Annotated in this window: 10 protein-coding genes and 1 tRNA gene; 9 read left to right on the plus strand and 2 right to left on the minus strand. The window is 59.3% G+C overall.

The window, feature by feature from the left end:
• Nucleotides 1–180 precede the first annotated feature (180 nt).
• The 4 genes from TU76_RS11000 to TU76_RS11015 all read left to right on the plus strand — a co-directional run bounded on the left by TU76_RS11000 (nt 181) and on the right by TU76_RS11015 (nt 5,651).
• Nucleotides 181–1,500 carry an MFS transporter gene (locus TU76_RS11000; protein ID WP_019828463.1) on the plus strand — a complete coding sequence of 440 codons (1,320 nt, stop codon included), beginning with the start codon at nt 181–183 and terminating at the stop codon, nt 1,498–1,500.
• A gap of 84 nt (nt 1,501–1,584) precedes the next feature.
• Nucleotides 1,585–2,079, plus strand: coding sequence for a sigma-70 family RNA polymerase sigma factor (locus TU76_RS11005; protein ID WP_048351642.1), 495 nt, complete (start codon nt 1,585–1,587; stop codon nt 2,077–2,079).
• 23 nt (nt 2,080–2,102) lie between these two features.
• Nucleotides 2,103–3,080, plus strand: coding sequence for a FecR family protein (locus tag TU76_RS11010; protein ID WP_019828461.1), 978 nt, complete (start codon nt 2,103–2,105; stop codon nt 3,078–3,080).
• 156 nt (nt 3,081–3,236) lie between these two features.
• Nucleotides 3,237–5,651 (plus strand): TonB-dependent siderophore receptor, encoded by a 2,415-nt coding sequence (locus tag TU76_RS11015; protein ID WP_037032686.1) that lies wholly within the window; start codon nt 3,237–3,239, stop codon nt 5,649–5,651.
• 87 nt (nt 5,652–5,738) lie between these two features.
• Here TU76_RS11015 and TU76_RS11020 read toward each other — a convergent pair whose 3' ends face one another.
• Nucleotides 5,739–6,890: an MFS transporter gene (locus TU76_RS11020; protein ID WP_019828459.1), complete on the minus strand. Its 1,152-nt coding sequence runs from the start codon at nt 6,888–6,890 to the stop codon at nt 5,739–5,741.
• Nucleotides 6,891–7,037: 147 nt separating this feature from the next.
• Between TU76_RS11020 and TU76_RS11025 the strand changes: the two genes are divergently transcribed.
• Entirely contained in the window at nt 7,038–7,460 is a 423-nt protein-coding gene (locus TU76_RS11025; RefSeq protein WP_019828457.1) for a RidA family protein, read from the plus strand.
• 135 nt (nt 7,461–7,595) lie between these two features.
• Here the strand turns inward: TU76_RS11025 and uvrB are convergent, their stop codons facing one another.
• Nucleotides 7,596–9,611: an excinuclease ABC subunit UvrB gene (gene uvrB, locus TU76_RS11030; RefSeq protein ID WP_019828456.1), complete on the minus strand. Its 2,016-nt coding sequence runs from the start codon at nt 9,609–9,611 to the stop codon at nt 7,596–7,598.
• Nucleotides 9,612–9,935: 324 nt separating this feature from the next.
• On the opposite strand from uvrB, the gene TU76_RS11035 reads away from it, so the two are divergent.
• The 4 genes from TU76_RS11035 to TU76_RS11050 all read left to right on the plus strand — a co-directional run bounded on the left by TU76_RS11035 (nt 9,936) and on the right by TU76_RS11050 (nt 14,516).
• Nucleotides 9,936–11,132 carry an amino acid aminotransferase gene (locus TU76_RS11035; RefSeq protein ID WP_019828454.1) on the plus strand — a complete coding sequence of 399 codons (1,197 nt, stop codon included), beginning with the start codon at nt 9,936–9,938 and terminating at the stop codon, nt 11,130–11,132.
• Between the two features lie 65 nt (nt 11,133–11,197).
• Nucleotides 11,198–11,273, plus strand: a tRNA-Asn gene (locus TU76_RS11040).
• Nucleotides 11,274–11,643: 370 nt separating this feature from the next.
• A complete protein-coding gene (locus tag TU76_RS11045) occupies nt 11,644–12,411 on the plus strand; it encodes an HpcH/HpaI aldolase family protein (protein ID WP_048351643.1) in 768 nt (255 codons plus the stop codon).
• A 17-nt stretch (nt 12,412–12,428) separates the two neighbouring features.
• Nucleotides 12,429–14,516 carry a TonB-dependent receptor family protein gene (locus TU76_RS11050; protein WP_048351644.1) on the plus strand — a complete coding sequence of 696 codons (2,088 nt, stop codon included), beginning with the start codon at nt 12,429–12,431 and terminating at the stop codon, nt 14,514–14,516.
• Nucleotides 14,517–14,543: the final 27 nt, after the last annotated feature.

Genomic DNA, 14,543 nt, shown 5'->3' on the forward strand with positions numbered 1-14,543 from the left:
ATGTGGGAGCGGGCTTGCTCGCGATGGCCGCGCTTTGGTGACTCAGTCACACCGAGCAGTTCGCATCCCAAGCCAGCCCGCTCCCACAGGTTTTGCAGTGGTTTCTGCAGGATTTGCTATGCTCGCGCCCTCGAACGCAAGCGCCAACATAGGCGTGTCCAGTTAACATTGAGCCTATTTATGTCTGCTGATACTCAAGCCACAACGGTGCGTTTTTCCCGTTCCGACTATAGAACCCTGGGCCTTGCGGCCCTGGGCGGGGCGCTGGAAATTTACGATTTCATCATTTTCGTATTCTTTGCCCTGACCCTCAGCCAGCTGTTTTTTCCGCCGGACATGCCCGAATGGCTGCGCTTGCTGCAGAGCTTCGGGATTTTTGTGACCGGTTATCTAGCGCGCCCATTGGGCGGGATTTTGATGGCGCACTTTGCCGACCACCTGGGGCGCAAGCGGGTGTTCAGCCTGAGCATCCTGATGATGGCGCTGCCTTGTCTGCTGATCGGGATCATGCCCACTTACGCGGATATCGGTTATTTCGCGCCGCTGATTCTGTTGGCCCTGCGCATCCTTCAGGGCGCGGCGGTAGGGGGGGAGGTGCCCAGTGCCTGGGTATTTGTGGCCGAGCATGCACCGGCCGGTCGCAGGGGCTTTGCCTTGGGCTTCTTGCAAGCCGGGCTGACCTTCGGCTACTTGATCGGGGCCTTGACCGCGACGCTTCTCGCCCAGATGTTCACACCAGCAGAAATCCTTGATTACGCCTGGCGCTTTCCGTTCCTGCTCGGTGGCGTGTTCGGTGTGATTGGCGTGTGGCTGCGTCGCTGGCTCAGTGAAACCCCGGTGTTTTTAGCCTTGCGCGAGCGCAAGGAAGGCCGCGCAGAGTTCCCGTTACGCACGGTTTTGCGTGATCACCGTGGGTCTTTGCTACCGGCTGCGTTGCTGACCTGCGTCCTTACTAGCGCCGTGGTGGTGTTTGTGGTGATTACGCCGACCGTGATGCAGCAACGCTTTGGCATGACTGCCAGTCACACCTTTGCGTTGAGCAGCCTGGGCATCGTGTTTTTGAATATCGGCTGTGTGCTGGCCGGTCTGATCGTCGACCGTATCGGCGTCTGGCGCAGCATTGCGCTGTACAGCGTTTTGCTGCCACTGGGTATCGGCCTGTTGTACGCCAGTCTGGTAGGGGAGTGGGCATTGCCCGGGCTGGCGTACGCATTCGCCGGTTTGACCTGCGGGATTGTCGGGGTGGTGCCTTCGGTGATGGTTGGCCTGTTTCCTGCGCCGATCCGCGTCTCGGGCATTTCGTTTACCTACAACATCGCCTACGCACTCTGGGCCAGCACCACGCCGTTGCTGCTGATCGCGTTGATGCCGTGGAGTCCGTGGGTGTGCGTGGCGTTCTGCGGGGTGATGGGAGTGGTCGGGTTGCTCACGGCCCGGCGCTATGGTTCCAGCGGTGCCACTCAAGTCGAGAAACGCTTGTTAGCCAAGGCCGAGATGTAAGGGTTTGACCTTCTGTCATCGCAGTGATTGCTGGCTTTAATAGGAAGCATTACTATTCGCGCCCCACCTGTGTAGTCCCCTGCGATGACTCAGAAAGTGCCCCGTAAAACGGGCTTCTTTGACCATTACGAAGAGTTGATCGGAACCTGGACCCGGCGCCTGCGCAACCGACAGCAGGCTCAAGACCTCGCCCATGACACTTTTGTCCGCGTGCTCGAATCCAATGTGGATGCGGTCGAGCAGCCGCGTGCGTATTTGCACCAGACAGCCCGCAATATCGCGGTGGATGGTTTTCGCCGTGAAGAACTGCGCGCTGCCAAGGAGCAGGCGGGCGTTCCTTCAGGCTCGTCCGAAACCGGTGATCCGGAGCAGTACATGCGTGCTCTGCAGTTGGCTGAGTCGGTTGAAAGGGCATTGCAGGAGCTACCGCTCAATTGTCGCAGGGTCTTTGTCTGGCAGAAGATCGAAGGCCTCACCCAGGCAGAGATTGCAGAGCGCCTGGGGCTGTCCAAGAACATGGTGGAAAAGTATATGATCCGCACCCTGCGCCATCTGCGTGAACGTGTGGGGTCTGCGTGATGACATCGGTAAAGGATTGCGTGATGGATACGCCTGACTGTGCATGTGGCAGCGCGAATGTGCGCGACGCCGCCGCAACCTGGTTTGCGCGAGTGCAAGCGCACACCCTGAGCGTGGCCGAGCAGGCCGAATTTGAGGCGTGGCGTACGCAACACGCCAGCCATGAGGCGGAATACCAGTGGTTGGCCAGCATGTGGTCGGCCGCAGACCTGTTGCCCAAGGCGCGATTGCAGGCGTTGTGCGAAGTGCCTGCGCCAAGGTTGGGGCGTCGCTCGTTTCTGGCTTACGGGCTGGCTGCGAGTGTTGTGGCAATAGCGGCCGGGGCGGGCCTGTGGATGCAGTTGCAATCGTCAGCGGGCTACCAGGCAGAGTTTGCCACGGCGACAGGTGAGCGGCGCACAGTGAACCTGCCCGATGGATCATCCATTGAACTCAACGGCCGCAGCCGCGTACGAATCAATTTCGAGCGTCGCCAGCGCAATGTCGAGTTGCAGCAGGGCGAGGGAATGTTCAGCGTGGCCCGCGACGCTGACAGGCCGTTTGTGGTTCAGGCCGGTGCCGGGCAGGTGACAGTGACCGGTACGCGTTTTGACGTGTTGCGCGAGGGCGATCAGGCACGGGTTGCGGTGGAGTCCGGGCATGTTCGGGTGCAAGGTGCCAACCCGCACGCAGTGGCCAACCTGACGGCGGGGCAGGGGACTGTTGTGGGCGCGCAGGGGCAGGTGGCTGCCGTGCAGGCGGTCAACACCCGGGTGTTGACCGCCTGGCGCAAGGGACAACTGGTGTTCGAGGATGCCACCCTGGGTGAAGTGGCGGCACAAGTGTCCCGTTATCGCGACAAGCCTGTGCACGTGACCTCGCCTGCGATCGCCCGGCTGCGGCTGTCCAGCGTGTTTAAAACCGATGACACCGATGCGCTGCTCAAGGCCTTGCCACAGATCCTTCCAGTCGCTGTCCGGGCACGGTCAGACGGCAGTCAGGAAATCATCGCCCGAAAATAATTGGGTAATCAATTCAGGTTTTTTTCGAGTTCTTCGTCTTCTTGATCAACTGCAACTGGTTTGCATTAACAGTCGCACTCAAGTGCGATCCACAGGGCAAGACTCGACGTGAAAAACAACAATCATCGTGGGCGACTTTCCTCGCTTGAAACACCTTTGAGCACTCCAGCTTCTCTTCCCCGCACGCGCTTGTTGCCGCTGGCGTTGGCCCTGGCGGTCAATGCGGCGATGCCCTGTGCGTTTGCCGCACAATCCCCGTCGAGTGCTGTCCATATTCAGTCGCAGCCCTTGGGTGCCGCACTGAGCCAGTTGGCTCAACAGACCTCGTTGCAGGTGTTTTTCAGCCCGCAACTGGTGGCGGGCAAACTGGCGCTTGCGGTCGACGGCAACCTGTCACCCGAGCAAGCCCTGGCGCAGTTGCTGCAAGGCAGTGGCCTGAGCTACACGCTGGACGGCGATGCCGTGACCCTGAGTGCTGCGCCCACCGTCAGTGCCGCACCTTCCGGACCCCTGGAACTGGGGCCGGTGGATGTGAAAGTGGTCGGTAACTGGCTGAGCGATGCCAATGACGCGGTGGTGCAGAATCATCCGGGCGCCCGGACGGTGGTACGCCGCGAGGCCATGGTCGAGCAGGGCACCATGAACGTCAGTGACGCGCTCAAGCGCATTCCCGGGGTGCAGGTGCAGGAGTCCAACGGCACTGGCGGCAGCGATATTTCGCTGAACGTAGGCGTACGCGGTTTGACTTCACGGCTGTCGCCGCGCTCCACCGTATTGATCGACGGCATCCCTGCGGCGTTCGCGCCCTACGGCCAGCCACAATTGTCGATGGCTCCGATTTCGTCGGGCAACCTGGACAGCATTGACGTGGTACGCGGTGCCGGTTCGGTGCGCTATGGGCCGCAAAACGTGGGCGGGGTGATCAATTTCGTCACCCGGGCCATTCCTGAAACCTTCCAGGGCGAAGTGGGTACTACCCTGGAGACCTCCGAACGCGGTGGCTGGAAGCACATTGAATCGGCGTTTCTGGGCGGCACGGCAGACAACGGCATCGGTGCCGCGCTGCTGTACTCGGGGGTCAAGGGGGATGGCTATCGGGCGCGCAACAATGACAACGATATTGATGACGTGTTGCTTAAAACCCACTGGGCGCCCACCGATCAGGATGACTTCACCCTCAACTTTCATTATTACGATGCCACAGCGGACATGCCCGGTGGCCTGACCCAGAAGCAGTTCGATGCCGATCCGTATCAGTCGGTGCGCGACTACGACAGCTTCACCGGGCGGCGCAAGGACGTGTCTTTCAAGTACCTGCGCCAGATTGACGACCAGACCCAGTTTGAAGTCCTGACGTATTACACCGACAGCTTTCGTGGCAGCACTATTGCCGCACGTAACTTGCAGACCCTGGCCTCGTATCCGCGCAGTTATCACACGTTTGGCATCGAGCCACGGGTGTCCCATGTGTTTACGCTGGGGCCCGTGACGCAGGAAGTGGGTGTGGGCTATCGCTATCTCAAAGAAGCGATGCACGAGGAGGCCAGCCAGGTCTTGCTGGTCAATAACGTGCCAGTGCCGGGGCCAGGAGCCGATGGTCATGTGTATCAGGATCGCACGGGCGGCACTGAGGCCAACGCGTTCTATATCGATGACAAGATCGATGTAGGTAACTGGACGGTGACTCCGGGGATTCGTTTCGAGCGCATCAGCACCCAATGGCACGACCGCCCGGTACTGGGAAACAACGGTGTGCCGGTGCTTGAGAAGAAGCGCAGCATCGACAGCAGCGAAGCCCTGCCGGCCCTGAGCGTGATGTATCACCTCTCGGACGCCTGGAAGCTGTTTGCCAACTACGAAACCTCGTTCGGCAGCCTGCAATACTTCCAGCTGGGGCAGGGCGGTGTCGGCGATGCGACAGCGGCAGGCCTGCGCCCTGAAAAGGCCAAAACCTACGAGCTGGGTACGCGCTACGACAATGGCGTGTGGGGCGGTGAAGTGACGCTGTTCTACATCGATTTTGCCGACGAGTTGCAATACGTCAGCAACGATGTGGGCTGGACCAACCTGGGGGCAACCAAGCACCAGGGCCTGGAAACTTCGGTTCATTACGACTTGTCGGCTCTGGACGCACGCCTTGACGGCTTGTCGGTGAATGCGGGCTTCACTTACACCAAGGCGACTTCCGAGGGTGACATTCCGAACTTCAAGGGGCGTGACCTGCCGCTGTATTCCCGCCAGGTGGTAAACCTGGGTGCGCGTTATGTGGTCAATCGCTGGACCTATAACCTGGACATGTTTGCCCAGTCCCAGCAGCACGCGCCCGGCACTGGCGGTGTGTACATCACTGATCCGACACCGGATGGCCAGTATGGGGACATACCGGGCTATGCGACCTGGAGCACCCGTGTTGGCTACGATTTCGGCCCTGAAGCGTCGAATTTGAAGGTGGGGGCGGGGATCAAGAATCTGCTGAACCAGGAGTACTACACCCGTTCCAGCGACAACAACTCAGGGATTTACCTGGGTGAGCCGCGTACGTTCTTTGTGCAGGCGAGTGTAGGTTTCTAAGCGCCTCAACACAGGTACTGCCGGACCTGTGGGTGCGGGTTTGCCTGCGAGGCGGAGCACTGCCCCCCTCACAGGGTGTTGTGTTACCTAGACGCGCAAGATCCGCCCGCTGATGGCCACGGCCATCAGCATGGCGGTGATCAGCAAAAAGGCGATGCTCAGGCTGCTGGCATGGGCGATAAAGCCGATGGCCGCAGGCCCTGCCAGAATCCCCGCATAACCCAGGGTGGTGATGGCCGGCACGGCGATGTTTTCCGGCATCACGGTTTGTTTGCCTACGGCGGTGTACAGCACCGGAACGATGTTTGAACAACCCGCGCCCACCAATGCATACCCGAGCAGCGAAACTTCCCAACCCGTCCCCAGTGTTGCCAGGGCCATGCCGGCAGCGGCAAACAGCCCTCCCACGACAATCACCCGCCGGGCACCCAAGCGCTTGACGATGGTATCGCCCATCAAACGACCTGCGGTCATGGTCAGTGCGAACGCGGCATAGCCAAGCCCGGCGTAGGCTTCACCGATGTTTTTTTCGGTGGTCAGGAACACCGCACTCCAGTCGAGCATCGCGCCTTCGGCCAGAAACACCGTAAAGCACAGCAGCCCGATGAACAGCACCACGCCGTGAGGCACGGCAAACGCCGGGCCGCTGCTTTCGCTGCCATAGGGCAGCAGATGGGGAGCGGCTTTAATCAGGGCCGCAAGGATCAGCATAATCACCACCACAATCGCCCACAGTGGTGACAGGCCCAGCGCAAGCAATGCGCTGACACCGGCTGCCCCGGCAATCCCGCCCACACTGAACAAACCATGAAAGCCCGACATCATGTTGCGTCCGCTGGCGCGCTCAACGATCACGGCCTGCAGGTTGACGGTGGAGTCGACGGCGCCCAGCCCTGCACCAAATACAAAGAGCGTCGCGATCAACAACGACATGGAGCTGGCAGTCGCCAACAGCGGCAGTGCGAGGCAGATCAGTAGCGTCCCGCCGATCAATACCCGCCGACAGCCAAAGCGTGTGGCCAGAACCCCTGCGATAGGCATCGCCAGGATCGACCCTGCGCCCAGACACAGCAGCAAAAGCCCCAAGGTCGCCTCATCCAGTCCGGCCCGCGCTTTGGCATAGGGCACCAGTGGCGCCCAGGCCGCGAGCCCAAAACCGGCGATAAAAAAGGCAATGCGGGTCGACATTTGTTCAAGACGCCCCGGCACAAGGGGCATTTGGGTGTTGATGGCGGTCATGGTCATCCTTGGAAAACGGGCTCTGGTGCGATGCGGCGGGACATCCTTACATATTTGCGGCAGGTGTCGCGAGGGCGCTGGCATACGGGTTTGCGAGAGTGGTTGAATAGCGCGCTTGCTTACTCAACTGCCTATGGTGCGTATTTTATGGATAAGAACTCTAACCCTGCAGTGCAATTACTCAACCCGGCAGGCTTGTATGACCCTGCGCCCAACGGCTATTCCCATGTCGCCCGTCTGGCGCCCAATGTGCGCCTGGTGTACACCGCAGGCCAGGGCGGTGAAAACGCCGAAAGCCAGTTGTCACCCGACTTCGCCGAGCAGGTGCGCCAGGCATTTGCCAACGTGCAGATTGCCCTGGCAGCAGCGGATGCGCAGATCAAGGACGTCGCCAAGATCACCGTATTGATCGTAGATCACAGCATGGAGCGTCTGCAGATTTTGGGTGCCGAGATCTCGCGGGTGTGGGGTGAGCTGCCAGCACCGGCCTGCACATTGATCCCGGTACCGCGACTGGCGCTGGATGAGATGCTGTTTGAGGTAGAGGCGGTGGCGGCAGTGGCTGTGTAAGTGGGAGTCTGAACCCGCCGTTAACGCGCAGTTACTGGATAAACCGCGCTGCCTGGAAGACTTCGCGAGCAGGCTCGCTCCCACTTAATTGAATTTTTTCTGTGCCCCTGTGGGAGCCAGCCTGCTCGCGAACGGTTAAACCTGCAACAACCGCTCCCTGAGCTTGCCGATTTCGTCGCGCATTTGCGCGGCGGCCTCGAACTCCAGGTCGCGGGCCAGGGCGTACATTTTTTCTTCCAGCTGGCGAATGCGCTTGCTGATCTCGCTCGGCGAGCGCAGTTCGTTTTCGTACTTGGCGTTCTCTTCGGCGGCTTTGGCCATCCCTTTGCGCTTTTTACTGCGCGAACCCGGTACTACTGCGCCTTCCATAATGTCGGCAACGTCCTTGAACACCCCTTTGGGGGTGATGCCGTTGGCGAGGTTGAACGCGATCTGTTTCTCGCGACGACGCTCGGTTTCGCCAATGGCCCGTTCCATCGAGCCGGTGATCCGGTCTGCATAGAGAATTGCCCGGCCATTAAGGTTACGGGCCGCACGGCCAATGGTCTGGATCAGTGAGCGCTCCGAACGCAGGAAGCCTTCCTTGTCGGCATCGAGAATTGCCACCAGCGACACTTCGGGCATGTCCAGGCCTTCACGCAGCAAGTTGATGCCCACCAGCACATCAAACACCCCCAGACGCAGGTCACGAATGATCTCGACCCGTTCCACGGTGTCGATGTCCGAGTGCAAGTAACGCACGCGTACGCCGTGGTCGGCCAGGTAGTCGGTCAGGTCTTCGGACATGCGTTTGGTCAGCGTGGTGACCAGCACCCGTTCTTCCAGCGCGACGCGCTTGGCGATCTCGGACAGCAAGTCGTCGACCTGGGTCAGTGCCGGGCGAATCTCGATTTGCGGGTCGACCAGGCCGGTCGGACGCACCACTTGCTCGACCACACGGCCCGCATGTTCGGCCTCGTAGTTACCCGGCGTGGCCGAGACGAAAATCGTTTGCGGGCTGATGCGCTCCCATTCATCAAAGCGCATCGGCCGGTTGTCCAGTGCCGAAGGCAGACGGAAGCCGTACTCCACCAGGGTCTCTTTGCGGGAGCGGTCGCCTTTGTACATGGCGCCTACCTGCGGCACGCTGACGTGAGACTCGTCGATCACCAGCAAGGCATCCGCCGGCAGGTAGTCGAACAAAGTCGGTGGCGGCGCACCGGACTCGCGGCCCGAGAGGTAGCGCGAGTAGTTTTCGATGCCGTTGCAGTAGCCCAGCTCCATGATCATTTCCAGATCGAAACGGGTGCGCTGCTCCAGTCGCTGTGCCTCGACCAGTTTGTTATTGGCGCGCAGGTACTCAAGACGCTCCTTGAGTTCCTCCTTGATGCCTTCGACGGCGTCCAGCAGGGTTTCGCGCGGGGTCACATAGTGGCTTTTTGGGTAGAAAGTAAAGCGCGGCATCTTGCGGATGACTTCGCCGGTCAATGGGTCAAAAGCGCTGATGCTCTCGACTTCATCATCGAACAGCTCGATGCGCACGGCCTCAAGGTCCGACTCTGCCGGGTAAATGTCGATCACATCGCCACGCACCCGGAATGTCGAACGGGCGAAATCCATGTCGTTGCGGGTGTATTGCAGGTCGGCCAGGCGGCGCAACAGCTCGCGCTGGTCGAGCTTGTCCCCGCGATCGACGTGCAACACCATCTTCAAATAGGTTTCCGGGCTGCCCAAACCATAAATGCACGACACCGTGGTGACGATAATCGCGTCCTTGCGCTCCAGCAGCGCCTTGGTCGCGGACAGACGCATCTGTTCGATGTGGTCGTTGATCGAGGCGTCTTTCTCGATGAAGGTGTCGGAGGAGGGCACGTAGGCTTCGGGCTGGTAGTAGTCGTAGTACGAAACGAAGTACTCCACCGCGTTGTTTGGGAAGAACGACTTGAACTCGCCATACAACTGCGCGGCCAGGGTCTTGTTTGGCGCGAGTACCAGTGTGGGACGATTCACATGGGCGATCACGTTGGCGATACTGAAGGTCTTGCCCGAACCCGTTACCCCGAGCAGGGTCTGGTGCGACAGGCCGGCTTCGATGCCTTCGATCATCTGGCGAATGGCTTCGGGTTGATCACCCGCAGGCTCGAAGCGGGTAACAAGCTGGAAATCGGGCATGAAGGACCTCGGGGTTTGCTTCTATAAAGGCGTTGACCCTTATAAGTGCATGCGACTCAAGCCGCAGGAAAAAAACAGGATACGGGTAAATATGGAGGTCATGTCTGACTGTTTCAAGGCGCTGCTCTGACACGGTGATCTTGGCAAAGATTGCAATTCGACCAGTGGCCTGAAAATAAACTCAAATACTTAGCCAAAACCGGTAATAGCCTGTTGCCCGAATCGTGATCGGCCTTATACTTGCTCCCCGTTTGTGCACCGCTCTAGTGCAATCGGCTGGAGCGTTGTCACCCCCTCCATTCTCCATTCAGAGCCGCCGTAATAATGAGCCTGTTCTCCGCTGTCGAAATGGCACCACGCGATCCTATCCTGGGCCTCAACGAAGCATTTAACGCCGATACCCGTACCAGCAAAGTGAATCTGGGGGTCGGTGTTTACTGCAACGAAGAGGGACGAATTCCGCTCTTGCGTGCCGTTGTCGAAGCCGAAACGATTCGGGTTGCTCAGCATGCGTCGCGCGGCTACTTGCCGATCGATGGTATTGCTGCCTACGACCAAGCTGTTCAGAAACTGCTGTTCGGTGCTGACTCACCCCTGTTGGCTGCTGGTCGAGTAATCACCACTCAAGCCGTGGGCGGTACTGGCGCGCTGAAAATCGGTGCTGACTTCCTCAAGCAACTGCAGCCAAATGCTGTTGTTGCCATCAGCGATCCAAGCTGGGAAAACCACCGTGCTCTGTTCGAAACCGCGGGTTTCCCGGTTCAGAACTACCGCTACTACGACGCCGCCAGCCACGACGTAAACCGTGCCGGCATGCTCGAAGATCTCAATGCCCTGCCAGCCGGCTCCATCGTTGTGCTGCACGCGTGCTGCCACAACCCGACCGGTGTCGACCTGACCCCGGCTGACTGGCAGAACGTGCTGGACGTGGTCAAGGCCAAAGGCCTGATTCCGTTCCTGGACATGGCCTACCAGGGCTTTGGCGACGGCATCGACGAAGACGCCGCGGCAGTGCGCCTGTTTGCTGAGTCGGGGCTGAGCTTCTTTGTTTCCAGCTCGTTCTCCAAGTCGTTCTCGCTGTACGGCGAGCGTGTAGGGGCACTGTCAATCATCACCGAGTCTGCGGATGAGAGCGCTCGCGTTCTGTCCCAGGTCAAGCGTGTGATCCGCACCAACTACTCCAACCCGCCGACCCACGGTGCAACCATCGCCGCCGCTGTGCTCAACAGCCCTGAGCTGCGTGCCATGTGGGAAGAAGAACTGGCTGAAATGCGACTGCGCATTCGCGGTATGCGCCTGCAAATGGTAGAGCTGCTGTCGAAAAAGGCTCCGGGGCATGATTTCAGCTTTGTTGCGCGTCAGCGCGGCATGTTCTCGTACTCCGGCCTGACCGTTGAGCAAGTGACGCGCCTGCGTACCGAGTTCGGCATCTACGCCCTGGACACTGGCCGAATCTGCGTGGCTTCTTTGAATCAGCGCAACATTGAAGCGGTAACCGACGCTATTGTTCAGGTCATCTGAATAATGCACTGAGAAGTCATCGAAAGTGTTGACTTCTCTTTTTATATCAGTAAGATAGACGCCATTCCGCGATAGCTCAGTTGGTAGAGCAAATGACTGTTAATCATTGGGTCCCTGGTTCGAGTCCAGGTCGTGGAGCCAGATAGTAAAAAAGCCGCTAGCGATAGCGGCTTTTTTTTGCCTGAAATTTGGCGTGCGGGGGGCCAGATACCGCTCAGGCTGAGCACGGCCCGTTGTTCTCGTGCACGTCCTCAATATCCGCCAGCAGGGCTTTTGGATCGCAAGGATCCAGAACGACCTTATTTTTCTAGCAGCCACCCACCTCAGCACTCCACAGCTCAGCGTCTGAAGTTCAAGAAAGCACTGGCGTTTAGCCAGCCATTTACGGGCAGCAACGTTTTTTTATGCACTCCATCACGAATATCGCTATTCGATAATAAAAATCGTTTACTCCTATCTGAGAATGATTATTATTGGCTTCAGTGTTTCCTCGCTCAAAGGACCTGTGTCAGTGATCAGAACCTCTCCGGTATTTTCCCTGCTACAAAACGGGAAAAGCGTTTACGGCATGCTCAATTCCCTGCCTTCACCCATGCTCTGTGAAATGCTCGCGTTTGCCGGGTATGACTTTGTAATCCTCGATCTTGAGCACTTGCTGCGCTCCGAAGAAGACCTCATGCATTGCATTCGGGCCTGTGAGGCTGCCGGCATTTCTCCCTGGCTGCGCCTGCCCCACGTTGACGAAAAGCTGATCGGCAGGGCACTGGATGCCGGTATCGAAGGCATTGTCCTGTCACGTACCGAAAGTGCCGCGCAGGTTCAGCGCGCCATCGAAGCCACCCGTTTCCCGCCCTTGGGGAACCGCGGAATAACAGGGGGGCGCATCACCGGATTCGGTCGTGTGCCATTACCCGAATACATCGAGCTGGCCAACCGTCAGACACCGATTGTTCCCATGATTGAAAGCCGCGCAGGGGTCGACGCTCTGGGCGAAATCCTGCTACTGCCGGGAGTCGGCATGATCATGGAGGGCGCCCTGGATCTGGCCCTTGATCTCGATCTGGGGCCTGACCCGCTCAGCCCTCACGTCTGGCAAATGCTGCAAGGCATGGCCGACGCCTGCCTCGCCGCTGAAGTACCTTTTTGCGCCAACCCCCGCACCGCTGAACAGAACGCGTTTTGGCGAGCTCGGGGTGTGCGCAGTTTTCTGGCCGGTGAAGACCGTGGCTTGCTGCATAACGCATTGAAAGCCCGCCTGCATTCTCTCCAACAGCAATAACGAGTCGACGTAGATAAATGAAAACAACAACATACCTACACTTTTCACTCAGTCTCATCACACTGGGCATTTGCCATGCCGCCCTGGCTGCTGAGCACCCCCCCGTCAGCAGTCTGGAACTGGCACCCATGACGATTCAGGGGGACGTTCTCGGCGCAGCCAGCGATCAGGACGTGCGTACTTACGCCGGTAGTCGTAGTGTCGTCGATTCCAGCGATCTGAAAAAAGCCAGCGTCCGCGGTCTGGACGACGCTTTGCAGCGGGTCCCCGGGATCAAGATTTTTGACGAAACAGGCACCGGCGCCTTGCCGCAGATTTCTGTACGCGGGCTCTATGAGAGCCGCAGCGGCCGGATCCAGGCTTTGTCCGATGGCATCCCTCTGGCATTGGCACCGTACGGCCAGACGGGCCTGTCGCTGTTTCCAATGACCATGGCCACGGTCGATCGTATTGATATCGTGCGCGGGGGCGCAGCGGTGCAATACGGCCCGAACAACGTTGGCGGGGTCATCAACTTCATCAGCAAGCCGATTCCGCGTGAGTGGGAGACCACTTTGCAGGAGAGGACTACATTCAACCCTGGCGGGCGCCAGTTGTGGGACACCTATCTGGGCACCGGTGGTTACCTGACCGACAACTTCGGCTTGCAACTGGATATCAACACCCTGAGCGGTGAATACGGTCGCGAGCACTCCGACACCGATGTTCAGAACTACCGCCTGCGGGGTCAGTGGAACATCGACGACGATCGTGATCTGAGCTTCGGTGTGCAGCACTACAAGGCCGACATGGACCTAGCCGGGGCGCTCAGCGTGAAGGACTACAAGGATGATCCGCGCCAGTCTACGCGCCCGCTGGACCGCTTCGAGGGCGACACCAATCGCGTCTGGGGCACCTACACCCAGCGCCTGGGCGCCATGGGGCCTTTCGACTCGGTGGAGTTCAGCTGGACCAACTTCGCCCACAACAGTTACCGCAACTTCGTGGTCGGCTTGCCGTTCACACCGGACGGAACGGCAGTCACCAAACAGGACGGCCCTCGTGATTTCAAAGTATGGGGGACGGAGCCGCGCATCAGTGCCACGGTCGATGGCGACAACGTTGGCCAGACCTGGCTGCTCGGTGCCCGCTATGTCAGCGAAGACATCGATTACAAGGTCAATCGCCAGAGCCTCGCGACCGGCGTGACGGCGCCGTTCCGCGACTGGAAGTTCGATGACAACGCCCGTGCCTTCTACATCAGCAACGCCATCAGTCTGCTCGATCACCGCCTGACCATCACGCCGGGCGTGCGCTATGAAAACGCCCGCATGAATTACAGCGACGGCATCACCGGGTTCAAGCGCGAAAACAAATCCGAGGAGTGGCTGCCGGGCCTGACTGTGGGTTATCAGGCGAACGATGCCTGGTATGTCTACGCCAACGCCCAGAAGTCCCTGCGTCCGCCCCAAGTTACGCAGATCGTCAAGGAGGGCGCTGTGGGGGCCGAGCTGGCGTGGAACTACGAGACCGGTGTGCGCTACACCCCGTGGGACGGCATGCGCGTCGACTTCAATCTGTACCGCATCGACTTCGACGACCAGATTTCATATAACGCCACGACCGACCGCTTCGACAACCTTGGCAGCACGCGTCACCAGGGTTTCGAGACCGATATCTTCTGGACGCCGCAAGCCATGCGTGATCTGGACCTGCATGCCGGTTATGCCTACCTCGATGCCAAACAACGCAATGGCACATACACAGACAACGAGGTGCCGTACTCCTCGCGCAACCAGTTCATGGTTGACGCCCGTTATCGTTTTGCCGAGCACTGGACCTACAACCTTGACGGCCTGTACATCAGCAAGGCCTACACCGATGCCGCGAATACCCGCGATGAAAATGCCTCGGCCAGTGTGGGTGAGCTGCCTGCGTACTGGGTCTGGAACACGGCCGTGGAACGTGAGTTCCCGCTGGCAGACAAGAGCGTCCTGACCGCATCGGCGGGCATCAGCAACCTGTTCAACCGCGAATACTATTTCCGCGGTATCGACACCGCCCCTTGGGGTCGTCAAGCCGCGCCCGAGCGTTCGCTCACCCTAGGCGTCAACTACCGCTTCTAACCCGCGCACACGCGCCTACGTGAACCA

The organism is Pseudomonas psychrophila (assembly GCF_001043005.1).
GTDB classification, from domain to species: Bacteria; Pseudomonadota; Gammaproteobacteria; order Pseudomonadales; family Pseudomonadaceae; genus Aquipseudomonas; species Aquipseudomonas psychrophila.

Bases quoted from the DNA above. Each gene is read 5' to 3' on its own strand.
- TU76_RS11025 (WP_019828457.1), top strand. From the start codon at position 7,038: ATGGATAAGAACTCTAACCCTGCAGTGCAATTACTCAACCCGGCAGGC.
- TU76_RS11050 (WP_048351644.1), top strand. From the start codon at position 12,429: ATGAAAACAACAACATACCTACACTTTTCACTCAGTCTCATCACACTG.
- TU76_RS11020 (WP_019828459.1), bottom strand. From the start codon at position 6,890: ATGACCGCCATCAACACCCAAATGCCCCTTGTGCCGGGGCGTCTTGAA.
- TU76_RS11010 (WP_019828461.1), top strand. From the start codon at position 2,103: ATGGATACGCCTGACTGTGCATGTGGCAGCGCGAATGTGCGCGACGCC.
- TU76_RS11005 (WP_048351642.1), top strand. From the start codon at position 1,585: ATGACTCAGAAAGTGCCCCGTAAAACGGGCTTCTTTGACCATTACGAA.
- uvrB (WP_019828456.1), bottom strand. From the start codon at position 9,611: ATGCCCGATTTCCAGCTTGTTACCCGCTTCGAGCCTGCGGGTGATCAA.
- TU76_RS11035 (WP_019828454.1), top strand. From the start codon at position 9,936: ATGAGCCTGTTCTCCGCTGTCGAAATGGCACCACGCGATCCTATCCTG.
- TU76_RS11000 (WP_019828463.1), top strand. From the start codon at position 181: ATGTCTGCTGATACTCAAGCCACAACGGTGCGTTTTTCCCGTTCCGAC.